The 16,471-nt window shown below is 32.7% G+C and carries 11 protein-coding genes; 8 read left to right on the forward strand and 3 right to left on the reverse strand.

The features are described 5' to 3' along the window. The first annotated feature begins 391 nt into the window (after positions 1-391). From AC8GF4_RS03965 to AC8GF4_RS03980, 4 genes are all read left to right on the forward strand, one after another. The gene (locus AC8GF4_RS03965; RefSeq protein WP_506592855.1) at positions 392-4,117 is read left to right on the forward strand and encodes a PAS domain S-box protein; all 3,726 of its coding nucleotides are present in this window, start codon (positions 392-394) and stop codon (positions 4,115-4,117) included. Beyond that, positions 4,114-4,965, forward strand: coding sequence for a KPN_02809 family neutral zinc metallopeptidase (gene ypfJ, locus AC8GF4_RS03970; protein WP_506592856.1), 852 nt, complete (start codon positions 4,114-4,116; stop codon positions 4,963-4,965). The genes AC8GF4_RS03965 and ypfJ overlap by 4 nt, the downstream gene beginning before the upstream one ends. A gap of 198 nt (positions 4,966-5,163) precedes the next feature. Next, entirely contained in the window at positions 5,164-6,453 is a 1,290-nt protein-coding gene (locus tag AC8GF4_RS03975; RefSeq protein WP_506592857.1) for a DEAD/DEAH box helicase, read from the forward strand. Positions 6,454-7,603: 1,150 nt separating this feature from the next. Next, positions 7,604-7,948, forward strand: a complete 345-nt coding sequence (locus tag AC8GF4_RS03980; RefSeq protein ID WP_506592858.1) for a hypothetical protein — start codon at positions 7,604-7,606, stop codon at positions 7,946-7,948. A 158-nt stretch (positions 7,949-8,106) separates the two neighbouring features. Here the strand turns inward: AC8GF4_RS03980 and AC8GF4_RS03985 are convergent, their stop codons facing one another. The 3 genes from AC8GF4_RS03985 to AC8GF4_RS03995 all read right to left on the reverse strand — a co-directional run bounded on the left by AC8GF4_RS03985 (position 8,107) and on the right by AC8GF4_RS03995 (position 11,588). Beyond that, positions 8,107-8,823, reverse strand: coding sequence for a pseudouridine synthase (locus tag AC8GF4_RS03985; RefSeq protein ID WP_506592859.1), 717 nt, complete (start codon positions 8,821-8,823; stop codon positions 8,107-8,109). Positions 8,824-8,983: 160 nt separating this feature from the next. Then, the gene (locus tag AC8GF4_RS03990; protein WP_506592860.1) at positions 8,984-10,519 is read right to left on the reverse strand and encodes a YifB family Mg chelatase-like AAA ATPase; all 1,536 of its coding nucleotides are present in this window, start codon (positions 10,517-10,519) and stop codon (positions 8,984-8,986) included. Positions 10,520-10,610: 91 nt separating this feature from the next. After that, on the reverse strand, positions 10,611-11,588 hold the full coding sequence (locus AC8GF4_RS03995) for a Gfo/Idh/MocA family protein (protein WP_506592862.1): 978 nt from the start codon (positions 11,586-11,588) through the stop codon (positions 10,611-10,613). Positions 11,589-11,916: 328 nt separating this feature from the next. Here AC8GF4_RS03995 and AC8GF4_RS04000 point away from each other — a divergent pair, with 328 nt between their 5' ends. The 4 genes from AC8GF4_RS04000 (at position 11,917) to AC8GF4_RS04015 (ending at position 16,301) form a co-directional block, all read left to right on the forward strand. Then, positions 11,917-12,294: a PH domain-containing protein gene (locus tag AC8GF4_RS04000; protein ID WP_506592864.1), complete on the forward strand. Its 378-nt coding sequence runs from the start codon at positions 11,917-11,919 to the stop codon at positions 12,292-12,294. A gap of 124 nt (positions 12,295-12,418) precedes the next feature. Further along, a complete protein-coding gene (locus AC8GF4_RS04005; RefSeq protein WP_506592866.1) occupies positions 12,419-13,432 on the forward strand; it encodes a dipeptide epimerase in 1,014 nt (337 codons plus the stop codon). 4 nt (positions 13,433-13,436) lie between these two features. Then, positions 13,437-14,507 carry an aminotransferase class I/II-fold pyridoxal phosphate-dependent enzyme gene (locus tag AC8GF4_RS04010; RefSeq protein WP_506592867.1) on the forward strand — a complete coding sequence of 357 codons (1,071 nt, stop codon included), beginning with the start codon at positions 13,437-13,439 and terminating at the stop codon, positions 14,505-14,507. 468 nt (positions 14,508-14,975) lie between these two features. Beyond that, positions 14,976-16,301: an ammonium transporter gene (locus AC8GF4_RS04015; RefSeq protein WP_506592869.1), complete on the forward strand. Its 1,326-nt coding sequence runs from the start codon at positions 14,976-14,978 to the stop codon at positions 16,299-16,301. Positions 16,302-16,471 lie beyond the last annotated feature (170 nt).

The following is a 16,471-nucleotide window of genomic DNA, read 5'->3' on the forward strand; positions in this document are numbered from 1 at the left end:
GAAAAGTAATTTGTTTGAGCGTTCATATACATTCCATTAAAATTATACATTTAAAACAATAAGCCTTAAGAATATGTTCTTATTAACCAACATACATTTCTTATTAAACTTTACTTACTCAAGTTTAGTTGGTAAAACTATGTTGATAAATATCAATACCGATTTTTTTAATTTATTACACAATTCAGTTATTCTATTACTAATTTTAACTTTAATCGTTCTAGGATTAATTTTTTCCTTTTTAAAAATTAACACCATTTTATTAAACAAGGACAATCTTTCCCTCAATGATTCTGAAAAAAGAGAATACAAACTTTGTTTATTATTTTTTGGATTAGTTATCCCATTTATAGAGATCATTTTCGAAATATGTCATATTCGTCCAAAAAGTATGTTAATAAACAATTTTGCAATTGGTATTTTCTTTTTGGCTTTATTTTTACTTAGTGAAAAATCAAAGTACATTTATAATAGAATTCAAAACATTTATATTTTCTTATTCTGCCTTTATTTTATATTAATAGGTTATAATATAATTCAGTTACCTGAAGATCCAATACCTTCGTATGCATTTATTGTTGCTTTCTTTTTTTCGTATATCATTTTAAAACCACTAAAAAGGTATTTAATTTTTACGGGATTAATAGTTTGTTATTTAATAATAATTTATGCTTTTGATTTGGTCAATATCAAAAAAATCGGAATCCTTTTCAACTACTCCATTTTAGCATTTATTATAAACTATATTAGACACGTATCTTTAACAAAAATTCAAGAGAAATATAATTTTACCAATGAAATTGTAAACAAAGGTAATTCACTTACTATAGCTACAAACAAATCTGGTGAAGTAACATTTTGCAGTGAAACCATAACTTCAATTTTAGGATACACACAAATGGAAGTCATAGGAATGGGATTTTGGAAACTAACCGAAGACCCAGAATTCATAGGTATAGATTATCATGAAGATTTTATTGACAACAGACTTTATGTTAGAAAATTAAAATGCAAAAATGGAGAATACAAATTTATTCAATGGATTGACAAAAAGTTTGAAGACGATATTACCATCGGTATCGGTCAGGACATTACAAATGAAATTAACCTAAGAAATCAATATGAAAACTTAATACAAACTGCTGTAGATATCATTTTTGAAGTAGATTACAAAGGTAATTTCACTTTTGTGAATGATTATATGATTAAAGCTACTGGTTATACCAAAGAAGAATTTCTCAACAAGAAATTTTACTCCATAATTCGTAAAGATTATGTGTTCAAAATTATGAGGTATTATCAAAATTTTTCTGTGATAGAAAATGATTTTACAACTTTAGAATTTCCAATAATTAAGAAAAACGGTGAAGAAATCTGGATTTCTCAAAATGTTTTTATTAGGAGAAATAATTTTGGAAAAGTTAATGGTTATTCAGGTATTGCTAGAGATATTACATTATTAAAAAACATTGAAATCGACAAAGCAAATAGACAAGCCAAAATACAAAAATACAGTCAAGCATTAAAAAAAATAGCAATCCTAAATCATTCCAACAATGATAATTTGGAATTCACAATTGACACCCTTTTACAAGAAACTTCTTCGACACTTGGTGTTAATAGAGCTAGTTATTGGGAATATGAATTTGATAAAATTGTATGTAACAAATTATACGATTCCAAAACAAATACTTTTCAAAATGGAATTTATTTTACCAAAAATGAAAATCTAAAGTATTTTGAAAAGATAGAAAACAAACTTCAAATCGTCTTAACAAACGTAAGAGCTCATATTTCTAATAATAAAAAAAACAAAGAGTACATTTTAGACAATAATATATTTTCAACATTAGACACGCCTATTTTTATTGATGGAGAACTAAAAGGGGTACTTTCATTTGAATCAACTTTTCAAGTTAAAGAATGGGACAATGAAGATATCAATTTTTCTAAATCTGTGTCAGATCTAATTGTTATTGCAATTTCATCCCAAATAAGAGCTGAAATAGAAAGAAAACTTGCTTATAAAAGTGAGCTACTTCTAATCATTAATCAAAATATAAATAAGTTTTTGTTACAAAAAAACTCGAATGATATTTTTAAAGGTATTATTAATGAAATAGGAATAATAACAAAAGCAGAACGAATATCTTACTTAAAAAAAGAAGTTCAAACAGGTAATTTTAATCAAAACTATAGATGGCTTGGCAGTCTTCAAGGATTTGACAACGTCAATCCACAACTTCAAAATCTTACATTTTCAGAATTTAAAAGCATCATAAATGAATTAACCCCTGAAACCTATTTCAATTTTTGTACAACGAGAATAAGAAACGAAAAAATTAAAAATTTTATTAAAAGTTTAGATATAAAATCTTTTTTATTATTACCTGTATTTGTTAAAAATGAGTTGGATGGTTTTTTTGTATTTGATGATACAACTCAAGAACGTATTTGGAGTATTGATGAAGTTTCAATTATGCAAATATTAATAAAGAACATAGCTACTTCTATAGAACGAAATACAAACGAATCCATAATTGAAGAAAGTGAAGAAAGATTTAGATTGTTGGCCAACAACATTCCAGGAACTGTTTATTTATCCAATTATGATGAAAAATACAGCAAAATATATCTAAATGATGAAATAAAAAAATTAACAGGTTATGCCAAATCTGATTTTTTAGAGAATAAAATTTTTTTAATAGACTTAATACTTCCAGAAGATATTGAATATGTCAAATTAAAAAATAAAATTGCCTTAGAAGAAAAAAAATCGTTACATATTACTTATAGAATTAAACATAAAAATCAATCAATTGTTTGGGTAGAAGAATTTGGTGATTCCATAATAAAAAACGGTGAAATTGCTTTTATGGAAGGAATACTTATCGATATCACCGAAAAGAAAAATAATGAGTCTATCATCAAAGAAAAAGATTTAGCAGAAGCTGCAAATAAAGCTAAATCAGAATTTTTAGCAAATATGAGTCATGAAATAAGAACTCCATTAAACGGTATTATTGGTTACACGGATTTATTAATGAATTCAAAATTGGAAAGCACTCAAAAACAATATATGAGTACTATTAACCAATCTGCTAATATTTTGATGGAAGTAGTAAATGATATTTTGGATTTCTCTAAAATTGAATCAGGTAAACTAGAACTTAACATAGAAAAATACTGTATAAAAGATATCATATTTCAAATAAAAGAATTAATCAACTATCAAGCCCAATCCAAAAACTTAGAACTAAAATTTACAATTGAAGAAAATGTTCCTATATACATTTGGGTAGATTATATCCGTTTAAAACAAGTACTTATTAATTTATTAACAAATGCAGTTAAGTTTACACAAGCGGGTAAAATTGAACTTACTATTTCAATTTTAGAATCACAAAAAAGCTTTAGCACAATACGGTTTTCTGTAAAAGATACTGGTATTGGAATTAGAAAAAACAATCAAAAAATCATTTTTCAAGCCTTCTCTCAAGAAGACAGTTCTACAACCAAAAAATTTGGAGGTACTGGATTAGGGCTAACAATTTCGAATCAATTATTAAGCTTAATGAATAGCCATTTGCAAATTAATAGTCAATATAATGTTGGTAGTACTTTTTTCTTTGATATAAAGCTAAAAAGCTCAAACAAAACAAAAATAGAGATAATAATTCCAGAAAAAAATGTTGTACTAGAAAAAAAAATACTAAGATTTGATAATGAAACACCTAGAATATTGATTGTAGAAGATAATAAAATCAATATGCTATTAACCAAAACGTTGTTAAAGCAAATTATTCCAAAAGCTATACTTTCTGAATCTGTTAATGGAGAAAATGCGGTAATAATGACAAAAGATATAAGACCTGATCTCATTTTTATGGATATCCAAATGCCTGTAATGAATGGATACGAAGCAACAAAAGAGATTAGAAAAATAGAAAACATTAAAGATGTTATAATCATTGCATTAACTGCTGGTACAGTTGTTGGAGAAAAAGAAAAATGTATGGAAGCGGGTATGAATGATTATGTTTCAAAACCAATTATAAAGAAATCCCTAGAGGATATTTTGGAAAAATGGCTTATAACTAAAAATGAAATCTTATGAAATGGATCGGCAGAAGACAAAGCGATAATGTAGAAGACCGTAGAGGAATGTCTTCTGGAGGAAAAACTATTGTAGGTGGTGGAATAATTGGTATTGTTATTTTACTTCTCAATGCTTTTGGAGGTGAAAATGCGCAAATGATTACGCCTATTTTGGAACAGTTTAATCAACAGCATTCAACTCAAACCCAATCAAGAACATTAACCGCAGAAGAAGAAAAACTGGGTGAGTTTCCAAAAGTAGTTTTTGCAGATACAGAAGATATTTGGACCAAAATATTTGAAGAAAATAATATGCAATACACCAAACCGAAAATGGTATTATTCTCTGATTCTGTAGAAACAGCTTGTGGTGGTGCTTCATCAGCCTCTGGTCCCTTTTATTGTCCAGGTGATCAAAAAGTGTATATGGATTTGGGTTTTTTTGATGAATTACAAACTAGATTTGGTGCTTCGGGTGGGGATTTTGCTACAGCTTATGTAATTGCCCACGAAGTAGGACATCACATTCAGACCTTATTGGGAACATCTGTAAAAATGCGACAAGCTCAAGAAGGGAAAAGTGAAGCTGAAGCCAATAAACTTTCTGTAGCTCTAGAATTACAAGCCGATTTTTATGCTGGAGTTTGGGCAAAATACAACCAACAAAATCTTGACATTGGTGATATTGATGAAGCATTGAGTGCTGCGCAAGCTGTTGGAGACGATGCTATTCAGAAAAAAATGCAAGGCCATGTAGTTCCAGAATCCTTTACTCACGGAACATCCGAACAACGCAAATTTTGGTTTATGAAAGGGTATACAACAGGTGATATTAAACAAGGTGATACTTTTTCGGAATTGAGATAATTTCAATAATAATGGCAATTTCAATAGCAATATTAAAAAAACAAATGCTGTTATTTTGAAACCAATTAAACGAAGCGCTTTATTTTAATAAAACTAAAGTAAAGCAATCAAAGGCACAACGAATAAAATAACTGTACCTTTGCGCCAACTTAAAGGAGTAAACTTATATTAAATAGATTTACTTCATAAATACAATTTATGTCATTTCAATCATTAGGCTTATCTGATGCTTTACTAAAAGCCATCAGCAAAAAAGGATACACAACTCCTTCACCAATACAACAAAAAGCAATTCCACCAGTCTTAGAAGGTAAAGATGTATTAGCATCTGCACAAACAGGGACAGGAAAAACAGCTGGTTTTACATTACCCATATTACAATTATTATCCCAAGGAAAACATTTAAGTCACAGACCCATTCGTGCTTTAATTTTGACCCCAACAAGAGAATTGGCGGCACAAATATTAGCGAATATAAAAGAATACAGTGAATTTCTGGATATACGTAGCGCAGTCATTTTTGGAGGTGTAAACCAAAATCCACAAGTAACACAATTACGTCAAGGAGTAGATATATTAGTCGCAACTCCAGGTCGATTAATTGATTTACAAAATCAAGGTTTAATTTCACTTTCAAAAGTAGAAATCTTAGTTTTGGATGAAGCAGACCGAATGCTTGATATGGGTTTTTTAAGAGATATTGAACGCATTCTTAAAGTGTTACCTCCAAAAAGACAAAACTTATTGTTCTCGGCAACCTTTTCCAAAGACATTAAGAAATTGGCAATGGGGATTTTAAATCATCCTATTCAAGTTGAAGCAACTCCAGAAAACACAACAGTTGAAGCAATTATTCAAAAAATATATCCTTGTGCCAAAGAGAAAAAAACAGAACTAATCATTAAACTGATTACAGAAGGCAAATGGAAACAAATTTTGGTATTTACACGAACCAAACAAGGTGCCAATAAACTCTGTGAAAGCATGATTAGTGCAGGTATAAAATCTGCTGCTATTCATGGAAACAAAGGCCAAGGAGCACGAACTAAAGCTTTAGCTGGGTTCAAAAACGGAAGCTTAACTGCCTTGGTTGCAACCGATATTGCAGCTCGAGGTTTAGATATTCCATTATTACCTCATGTAGTGAATTTTGAATTGCCTAATATCCCCGAAGACTACGTTCATAGAATTGGTAGAACCGGAAGAGCTGGAGCTAGCGGAGAAGCCATTTCATTATTTAGTCCAGACGAAACTGTTTTTTTACGCGATATAGAAAAATTGGTTGGTCTGAAATTACCTAGAGAAACTATTAAAGGTTTTGAACCGGACCCAAACGCATCAACCGAACCTATTAAACAAGGGCAAGGAAGACAGCAACGCAATTCGACTCCTAAAAAAGCAACCACTACTACTTCTAGCAGAACTGGGAATAATAGCTTTGGTCCGAGACGTCCAAGTCAAAATAACGACAGACGCTCTAGTAAATAACAACTAATAAATTGAGTTTTTTTTTTAGGAGCAAGATAATTTCGTTTTTTTAAGAAGTCTCCTCCCGCTATACACTACAAACCTTGTGAGGGCTAAACACTAGCCCTCACAAGGCTTTTCGTTTCTATCGGGGCTAAAATACAGGTTTTTTATTTCTTTCAAATTTTCAAAAATCTGAAATCTTCTATCCACAACCATTCAACCCGATCCCGCAAATATGTCATCGCAACGATAACGTGGATATGCACACGAACGAAGTGAATTGACAAAGTAATCCATGCACATACAGCACATCGACAAAGTGAGAAATTAAGAAAAGGAAAGATTAAAACAAATTGGTCTTGATAATTGAAATGGGCACAGATAGAACCCGAGCGATAGCGAACAGACGAAGTAAATCCGCCATCAGGTACTGCATTTGTACATCAAAATAATACTGCTTTACAATAAGACAAAGTGCTCAGCATCAGCAATCAAGCTGTCCGATGACCGTAAAAGCCCATCCGAAGCAGAAAATTACTTGTCCGTAGCTTGCAAATGGCAAACAGAAGCCTGTAAAAGGTATTCCGAAGACCATATCAGGCATTCCGAAGCTCGTATCAGGGCATTATTATTTCTTCAAATGCCCTATTTTACTGGGCGGAGCATAAAAAGGGTTGAACTGAATAAAATTTAGGTTTTGTAAGTTTGTGATTATTATTATCTATATTTGAAAGAAAACAATAAAGAGGTATTTGACAGGTCAAGCTACCGAAATTTGGTAAGATTGGAGTGATTTTATCAGTCCTGTAAATGAGTTGTGCGTCAGTTTGGCAACGAAAACAAAACGAGGAATTACAATTATACATATTCAATAAGTAGTAGAAAACAAATCGATAATATATTACTTCTAAAACACAACAGATTTAATTTGAACCTTTGAAAAATACAAAAAATGAGATTTAGACTTGAAGCTGACATCGGCGGATTTTTATGGTGGTTATTTATAAAATTCTGTAAAACTAAACTTGAAGACGAGCAAAAAGAGAAAAAAATGGTCGCGAAATATTTTCTTTTTAATTGTAATTGGTTTAATAATAGCATTCGTGTCAATAAAACTTTTAAATTAATTTTTTATCAATTAGTTAAAATTAAAATGAATTAAAGCAAAATGAAAATACTTAAATATCTAATAATTTCATTAATCACAATAATAATTTTAACATTTATATATGGTAAATTATTCTTTTCAAAAACGGTAATGATTGCAGGCGAAGAAGTTTCAGTAGAAAAGCCTTGGAGAAAACCAACAGAAAATGAAAATGAAACTTTTAAAAGATTAATAACTAGTTTCAATTTTGCAGAATGCACAAATCTTTATCTAAAAGAAGTTGACAATGAAAATTTTATTTTGGCTTGTTTGAAGGAAGACAAAAAATGGGATTTTTATTGGGCAACACACCCGATCACGCGGATATGTCATCGCAACGATAGCCCCGATCGAACGGATATGTGATCGTAACGATAGCGCGGATTTGCAATCCGTGCACACACAGCACATCGACAAAGTGAGAAAATGAGAAAAGGAAAGATTAAAACAAATTGGTCTTGATAATTGAAATGGGCACGGATTGAACCCGAGCGATAGCGAACGGACGAAGTAAATCCGCACAATCAGGCTTCAGTCCTGGCGATTTCATACTTTTTCAAATCTAGATTAAGAATAGAACCAACTCTGCTAAACTCTTCATTAATCTTTGCATTCAAGATTAGTTGCTCATTTGTTATTGGATGATTAAAAATTAACTGATGTGCATGCAGCATCATTCCTTTCAGGTCAAAATTCTCCAACCATAATTTATTTTGTTTGTTACAACCATGTGGACGGCTTCCCAAAATGGGATGAAAAATATGTTTGAAATGTTTTCGTAATTGATGCATACGTCCAGTTTCGGGGATTGCTTCTACCAAACAATATCGCGATGTTGGTTTATTGTTAAATTCTAACTCAATTTCGGTACTTTGCAATCGTTGAAAGTATGTTATTGCATTTTGTGTAATGTCATCATCATTGGTTAAATCATAATCTATCGTATGTTCTTCGGGTGACCAACCACGTAAAATTGCTAAATATTTTTTTTCGACTTCACGAGTAGCAAAACGATCATTCATAATTTTTAAAACATCTTTATCTAATGCAAATAACAAAACACCAGATGTTTTGCGATCTAACCGATGAATAGGGAAAACATGTTGCCCTCCTATTTGATTTCTCAGTTCTTGAATAGCATAAACTTTTGCATCGCGTGCATAAAATGATTTATGAACCAACAATCCACTTGGTTTATTAATTGCTATAATATATTCGTCTTGGTAAAGAATTTCTAACATCAGGCAAAAATAAAAGAGATTGCTATTGAAATCTCTTTTTTGACGTATTTATTTCTCTACTTTTCTTTTTTTATTTTAGACTCGATTGCGCGGTTACCTCATCTTAACGATTGCGCAGATTTACAATTTGCACTATAAGGCAACCGAAATCAAAAATATTCTACCCCAACCAACCATCACGATCCAAACTTCGATATTGAATGGCTTCGGCAATATGCCCAGAACCAACCACTTCTACTCCTTCCAAATCAGCAATAGTTCTAGCAACTTTCAGGATTCTATCAAAAGCACGGGCCGAAAGATTCAATCTTTCCATGGCTGTTTTCAACAGTTGCAACGAAGCGTCATCCAATTCGCAATGCACTCGTATTTGTTTCGAACTCATTTGAGCATTATAATGAATATTGTCCAAAAGTTCAAATCTTGCCGTTTGAATTTCTCGGGCGGCCGTAACTCGTTTTCTAATTTCTACGCTGCTTTCTCCATTTCTTTTTTCGGTTAATTTATCAAAAGGCACCGGCGTTACTTCAATATGAATATCAATTCTGTCCAACAAAGGACCAGAAATTTTACTCAAATAGCGTGTCATTTCATGAGGAGATGAAGTATTGGGAGAATCTGGATCATTAAAAAATCCGCTCGGGCTCGGGTTCATACTAGCCACCAACATAAATGACGAAGGATAAGTTATTGTAAATTTCGCCCTCGAAATAGTCACTTCCCTATCTTCCAATGGCTGTCGCATTACTTCCAATACTTCGCGTTTGAATTCGGGTAATTCATCCAAAAACAAAACCCCATTGTGCGACAATGAAATTTCGCCAGGTTGCGGATAGCTCCCACCTCCTACAAGCGCTACACTTGATGCAGTATGATGCGGACTACGAAACGGGCGCTGATTCATTAATCCCACATCCTTTACTTTTCCGGCAACACTGTGTATTTTTGTAGTTTCCAAAGCTTCTTTCAAAGTCATTGGAGGCAAAATACTTGGCAATCGTTTGGCTATCATTGTTTTTCCGGAACCTGGTGGACCGATTAAAATAATATTATGTCCACCAGCAGCCGCTATTTCCATACACCGTTTTATGGATTCTTGTCCGCGAACTTCAGAAAAATCAAATTCTGGAAAATCCAAGGTTTTGTAGAATTCATCGCGTGTATTAATAACCGTAGGTTCAATTGTTCCTTTTCCTTCAAAAAAATCAATGACTTCCAATACATTTTCCACTCCATAAACGTCAAGACCAGCGACAATAGCGGCTTCTTTCACGTTTTGTTTGGGCAGAAAAAAGCCTTTAAATCCTTCTTCTTTGGCTTTAATGGCAATTGGAAGCACTCCTTTTATAGGCTGCAAACTTCCGTCGAGCGAAAGTTCCCCCATGATAATGTATTTAGCCACCTCCTCGGATTTAATTTGTCCCGATGCGGCAAGAATCCCTATGGCTAGTGTCAAATCATAGGCAGAACCTTCCTTTCGTAAATCGGCGGGAGCCATGTTGATGGTTATTTTTTTGACCGGAAGATTGTAACCATTATTTTTTAACGCAGCTGCAATTCGGTAACTGCTTTCTTTAATAGCATTGTCTGGCAAACCCACCAAATGGTACCCTACACCTTTGTCAATATTCACTTCAACAGTAATAGTTGTAGCTTCTACTCCAAAAACAGCACTTCCGTAAACTTTGATTAACATATAAAATAGTTTTGCTTAAATGTAAACACTATTTTACTTTAAACCAAAATATATTAACTTTTTTCTTACTTGATAAGAAATAAGTGAATATTTAATGAAATTCTAATCCAATTTGAGCTTTTACTTCTTCAATAATAGAAATGAGGTCCAAACTATTGTGATGTGACCAAAGTTCACTCTCAATTTTATTGCTTAATATACATTTATGACATTCCTCAATTTCATAAGAGTAGCCTTTTCCAAGAGTTGGTCTTTTGAACTTTTCCTTTACATCATTTTGAATTAATGTATACGATTCAGTCATAAACCAAGGCGAATTGAGATTAATTCGGCCCTTTGTTCCACTTATAGTAGCCTTTAGATCTGAAGTGGATAAAAAACTGGAATGTAAAATGGCTTGAGCATTATTATAATTTAAAATAATAGAAGTTTGTAAATCAGCACCCGTGGGATGAAAATTTGATTTAGCTACAATTTCTTTGGGAATTCCTAATATCAAATAAGCCAGAAACAAAGGATAAACACCAATATCCATCAATGATCCACCTCCGAGCTTGAGATCGGTCATTCTATTGTTTTCTAATACATCCGCTTTGAAAGCAAAATCGGCATTTAAGTATTTTACCTCTCCAATAGCACCGTTTTGAATATGCTCTAGTGCTTCTAGAACCGCTGGATTAAAACGGGTCCAAAAGGCTTCCATAAAAAATTTATTATATTTTCGAGCTGTTTCAATCATTTGCAATGCATCCTCATAATGCAATGCAATTGGCTTTTCACACAATACATGCTTGTTGTTTTGTAATGCCTTAATAGTCAATTCAGCATGTAAATTGTGAGGTGTGGCAATATAAAGAATGTCTATATTTTTGTCTTGAAAGAGTTCATCATACGAACCATAGGCATTTGGACAATTGTGAATAGACGCAAAATCTTGGGCTTTTTCAAGATTTCGAGAGGCTACCGCATACAATTCAGCAGTTGGAATAAGCTGTAATTCGCTGGCAAATTGTTGGGCTATTTTACCTAATCCTATAATCCCCCATTTACTTTTTTTGTTATTTCCCATGATCGATTCCTGTTTTTAATACGTAAATATAAGTTTTAAAAAGAAAAACTAAGCTTTAATAATAATAGATCTTAACTTTCACTCAAGCTCTTGAATACGCGCGTAAGGGATAGACGGAAGCTACCGTAGTAGCCCAAATAGCCCGACCGCAGTAGGAAAAAAGGCCGAATAACCGCAAAGTAAAGCAGGCTTTTTTTCCTATTGGGGTTACGCCCTCACGAACTTGAGCAAACTAAAGAATCTAATGGTTTTATGATTTTGTAACAAATTGTAGTTTTGGAACAAGTAAATTCTTTAAATTTGAGACTTACAATTTAAAGAAAATACCATGGGATTATTTAATGCTATACTGGGCAATGCATCGGAAGTGAATATTGAAAATCTTTCGAAAGAATTTGAACCTTTATTGATAACAGGCGAAACGATCGAGAAGGGTTACAAAGTGATTAAGGATATGTTTGTTTTTACCAATAAAAGACTGATTCTAGTCGAAAAACAATTGGTGGGCAGTAAGGTGGATTACCTATCGATTCCGTATTCGTCTATTAAAAAATTCTCTAAAGAAAGTGCGGGAATACTTGACATGGATGCCGAATTAAAGATTTGGCTCACTGGTGAAGTTGCTCCAATTTCCAAACAATTTGGTAAAGGCGGCAATAACATCAACGAGGTGTACCAAATCCTTAGCCAACATTTATTGAAATAGGTATTAAGTATTAAGAATTAAGATTGCACCAAGATATTTTTTTTGATGTCTTAATACTTAATACTCATATCTTAATACTTAATACATCATACTCATATCTTAATACATCAAAAAAACCACTCTTATGAAAATCATTATACGAACTTTTAAGCTAAAGCTAAAACATACGTTTACAATTTCTAGAGAGTCACATGATATTCAACCCACTTTGATTGTTGAATTACAAAGTAAAGGCTATTCTGGTTTTGGCGAGGCTACTTCGAATCCTTACTATAACATTACAGTAGATTCTATGAGAGCCAATTTGGAAGCAATTATTCCATTTGTTGAATCGCATAATGATGAAACTCCAGAGGAATTTTGGGATAGTGCTTCGGCATTATTAAAAAATGACAGGTTTGCTTTATGTGCTTTGGATATGGCTTACAACGATTTGTATGCCAAGAAAAAAGGCAAAAAACTATACGAACTTTGGGGAAATTCTCCTTTGCACAACCCAAAAACCGATTACACCATTGGGATTGACAAAATAGACAAAATGGTGTTGAAACTCAAAGAGATGCCGTGGCCCATTTATAAAATTAAATTAGGAACCAAAGATGACATTGCAATTGTTACTGAACTACGCAAACATACCGATGCCCGTTTTCGAATAGACGCCAACTGTGGCTGGACCGTTACCGAAACGATCAATAATGCAATTGCTTTGAAAAATTTGGGTGTCGAATTTCTAGAACAACCAATGAAAGCTGATCAATGGGCAGCACACAAAGAAGTTTTTAAACATTCTGTTCTGCCGATCATTGCGGATGAAAGTTGCATCCTTGAAGAAGATGTTGCCAAATGTCACAACCATTTTCATGGAGTAAATATAAAATTGGTAAAATGCGGTGGCCTTACACCCGCCCGAAGAATGATTGCCGAAGCCAAAAAACTAGGAATGAAAACGATGGTTGGATGCATGACCGAGTCAACAGTAGGAATTTCGGCTATTGCCCATTTGTTGCCGGAACTGGATTATGTGGATATGGATGGTGCTCTATTATTATCGGAAGATATTGCCACTGGCGTTACCATTACTGACGGAATCATTCACTATGCAGATATTACCGGAATTGGTGCTGTTTTAAATCATTAAAATAATGCAAGTTAACCAGATTCCCAATAGAGTATTTTATAAGGACGGCGAAGAGTTTCTCTACTTTGGTGGCACCAATTATTTGGGAGTTACTACTCTACCTGATTTTCAAAAGATTCTATGGTCTGGTTTCCAAAAATGGGGAACAAGTTACGGGAGTTCCCGTTCGGCAAACATTCAGTTGGACGTTTATAAAACTGCCGAAGTATTATTAGCCCAACAAATAGGAACCGAAGCAGCAGTTACCATTTCTTCTGGGATGCTGGCCGGTAAGTTAGTTTTAGAACAATTGTTACACACCACGGATTTAATTTTTCATTTCCCCAATACACATCCCGCTTTACAACATCCTTTTTCATTACCGTTAATTCAAAATGGGAAATTGAATCCTTTTCTTTTAGATCCAACTGTTTCAAAAATTGGTATCGTTGCCGATGCAGTTCCTTCATTAGAAGTTACTCCTATAGACTTGAGTATTTTAGAAGATATTCCAATTAATAAAGAAATTACTTTGGTACTTGACGAATCCCACAGCTTTGGAATTCTGGGTGACAAAGGAGAAGGTGTTTTAAATCAATACAAACTTTCAAATGTTCGACAAAAAATCAGTATTGCCTCACTAGGAAAAGCCATGGGACTTTCAGGTGGAGTGATTGCTGGTGAACTGAGTTTTTTAAACGAATTAAAACAACTGCAAAATTATGTTGGAGCCTCTGGGATGAATCCTGCGTTTTTAGAAACTTTTGTAAACGCACAATATCTTTACGATTTGCAAAGACAACATCTAAAAAATAATTTAAAGCATGTAGCAGAAAATTTAATACCAAATTCAGCTTTTACTTTTACAAAAGAATATCCAGTTATTTATTTTGACAATGAAGAAGTATTGCAAATGCTTTTGGAAAATAATATAATACCAACATCATTTCCTTATCCCACTTACTCAGGAAAATTAAGCAGAATTGTTATCAGCGCACATCACGAAATAGAAGATTTAGACAAAATGATTAATCAATTGAATAATTTCTCTAAACAAACTGATGATTTAGAAGGAGACATTCGTTTTGTTCTATAAAATGTCGCATGAATAGTAAATGCCTATTAGATCTTATTTGGATATAAAAGCAATAAATTCTAAATCAAAAAGCAAATTAATTTTATGTCAAAACAATTGATTTAAAAATTAAAAAAAAAACAACACAACATCCTAAAAATAAAGCTTTCTACCTGTTTTTGAAATTAAATAAAACCTAAATACTGTATTTTCTTATTAAGACTCTTTTAAGTTATTCTTAACACAATATACGTTCAAATACAAAAATCATCGATTATTATACTTTTCGACCTTGAAAAAAGAAAAAAACTTAAAAAAAACTTAAAATAGGATTAACACATTCTTTATTTTTATAATATATTTTGAGTACCCCTTAAATATTAAGGGGGTAAAAATACAAATTTCATAAAAATACAATGACAACCCCTATTTATTTGGTGATTTTTAAATCATTTTTATACTTTTATCAAAAATTTAAAACTATAAACTATGCGAAAGATTATTTTAAGTGTGATTCTAATCACGATTTTGGTATTATCCATTTTTTCAATTTATTTATTTCCTGAATCTACCACTTTAGGTGCTCATGTTATTCCTTTAAAATTAGACACTGGTGATACCGCTTGGATGCTATGCGCTACAGGACTTGTATTATTAATGACACCAGGACTTGGATTCTTTTATGGAGGGATGGTTGGTAAAAAAAACGTAATTAGCACCGTTTTACAAAGCTTTATCGCAATGATTGTTGTTACTGTTTTATGGGTTGTAGTTGGATTTGGATTGTGTTTCGGACCTTCAATAGGGGGTCTTATTGGCGACCCAACCTCAAACCTATTTTTTCAAGGCGTAAGCGCCAATACCGCTTGGGATTTAGCTCCAACGATTCCATTTATTTTATTTGCTTTATTTCAAGCAAAATTCGCAATTATTACACCTGCCTTAATAACAGGAGCTTTTGCAGAACGTGTTCGTTTTTGGGCTTACTTGTTATTTATGGTGTTGTTTATATTATTTATTTACGCTCCTTTATGCCACATGACATGGCATCCTGATGGATTATTCTTCGGATGGGGAGTTCTAGATTTTGCAGGTGGAACAGTAGTACACATGAGTGCTGGATGGGCTGCACTTGCTGGAGCTATCTTTCTAGGAAAAAGAAAAGTACAAAAAACAAATCCTGCTCGTATTACGTATGTATTATTAGGTACCGGTTTATTGTGGTTCGGATGGTTTGGATTTAATGCAGGTTCTGCCGTTGGAGCTGGAAGCCTTGCCGCACAAGCATTGGGAACTACAACTGTAGCTGCTGCTGCCGCCGCAATGGGATGGGTATTTCTTGACAAAATTCTTGGTCACAAACTTTCTGCAATGGGAGCTTGTATTGGAGCAGTTGTAGGATTAGTTGCTATCACACCAGCTGCAGGTTTCGTAACAATTCCATCTGCTTTAGCCATCGGTTTTATTGCAAGTTTTGTTAGTAACCTAGTTGTTAGCAAATTCCCTAAAGGTAAAATTGATGATGCATTAGACGTATTTGCTTGTCATGGTGTGGGTGGTATGGTAGGTATGCTTTTGACAGGTGTATTTGCTTCAAAATCGGTAAACGCAATTGTTGGTGACAACCAAGGTTTAATCTATGGTGATGCCACTTTGTTTTTAATTCAATTAAAAGCTTTAGTACTTGTTTCAGCATTTGCTTTCACAGCCTCTTATGCTTTATTTTTTATTGTAAACAAAATTACTCCACTAAGAGTTTCAGAAGAAAAAGAAGAATTAGGATTAGATATTTCTCAACACGGAGAATTCCTTTAAAACACAATAACCAAAACCATTTTGCAAGAACACTCTAGAAATAATTCTAGAGTGTTTTTTTTTATTTAGCATTAGATTCAAAATTTATAATTTTAAAATCAACTCCACTTTTAAATGTTAATTTGAACTTCATAAACACAAATATTAACAATATTACAATATTTAATATT

Origin of the sequence: Flavobacterium rarum (SeqCode), assembly GCF_965234445.1 — a bacterium.
GTDB classification, from domain to species: domain Bacteria; phylum Bacteroidota; class Bacteroidia; order Flavobacteriales; family Flavobacteriaceae; genus Flavobacterium; species Flavobacterium rarum.

Excerpts from the sequence above, each read along its gene's own strand:
- AC8GF4_RS03965 (WP_506592855.1), top strand. The coding sequence starts at position 392 with ATGTTAATAAACAATTTTGCAATTGGTATTTTCTTTTTGGCTTTATTT.
- ypfJ (WP_506592856.1), top strand. The coding sequence starts at position 4,114 with ATGAAATGGATCGGCAGAAGACAAAGCGATAATGTAGAAGACCGTAGA.
- AC8GF4_RS03975 (WP_506592857.1), top strand. The coding sequence starts at position 5,164 with ATGTCATTTCAATCATTAGGCTTATCTGATGCTTTACTAAAAGCCATC.
- AC8GF4_RS03980 (WP_506592858.1), top strand. The coding sequence starts at position 7,604 with ATGAAAATACTTAAATATCTAATAATTTCATTAATCACAATAATAATT.
- AC8GF4_RS03985 (WP_506592859.1), bottom strand. The coding sequence starts at position 8,823 with ATGTTAGAAATTCTTTACCAAGACGAATATATTATAGCAATTAATAAA.
- AC8GF4_RS03990 (WP_506592860.1), bottom strand. The coding sequence starts at position 10,519 with ATGTTAATCAAAGTTTACGGAAGTGCTGTTTTTGGAGTAGAAGCTACA.
- AC8GF4_RS03995 (WP_506592862.1), bottom strand. The coding sequence starts at position 11,588 with ATGGGAAATAACAAAAAAAGTAAATGGGGGATTATAGGATTAGGTAAA.
- AC8GF4_RS04000 (WP_506592864.1), top strand. The coding sequence starts at position 11,917 with ATGGGATTATTTAATGCTATACTGGGCAATGCATCGGAAGTGAATATT.
- AC8GF4_RS04005 (WP_506592866.1), top strand. The coding sequence starts at position 12,419 with ATGAAAATCATTATACGAACTTTTAAGCTAAAGCTAAAACATACGTTT.
- AC8GF4_RS04010 (WP_506592867.1), top strand. The coding sequence starts at position 13,437 with ATGCAAGTTAACCAGATTCCCAATAGAGTATTTTATAAGGACGGCGAA.
- AC8GF4_RS04015 (WP_506592869.1), top strand. The coding sequence starts at position 14,976 with ATGCGAAAGATTATTTTAAGTGTGATTCTAATCACGATTTTGGTATTA.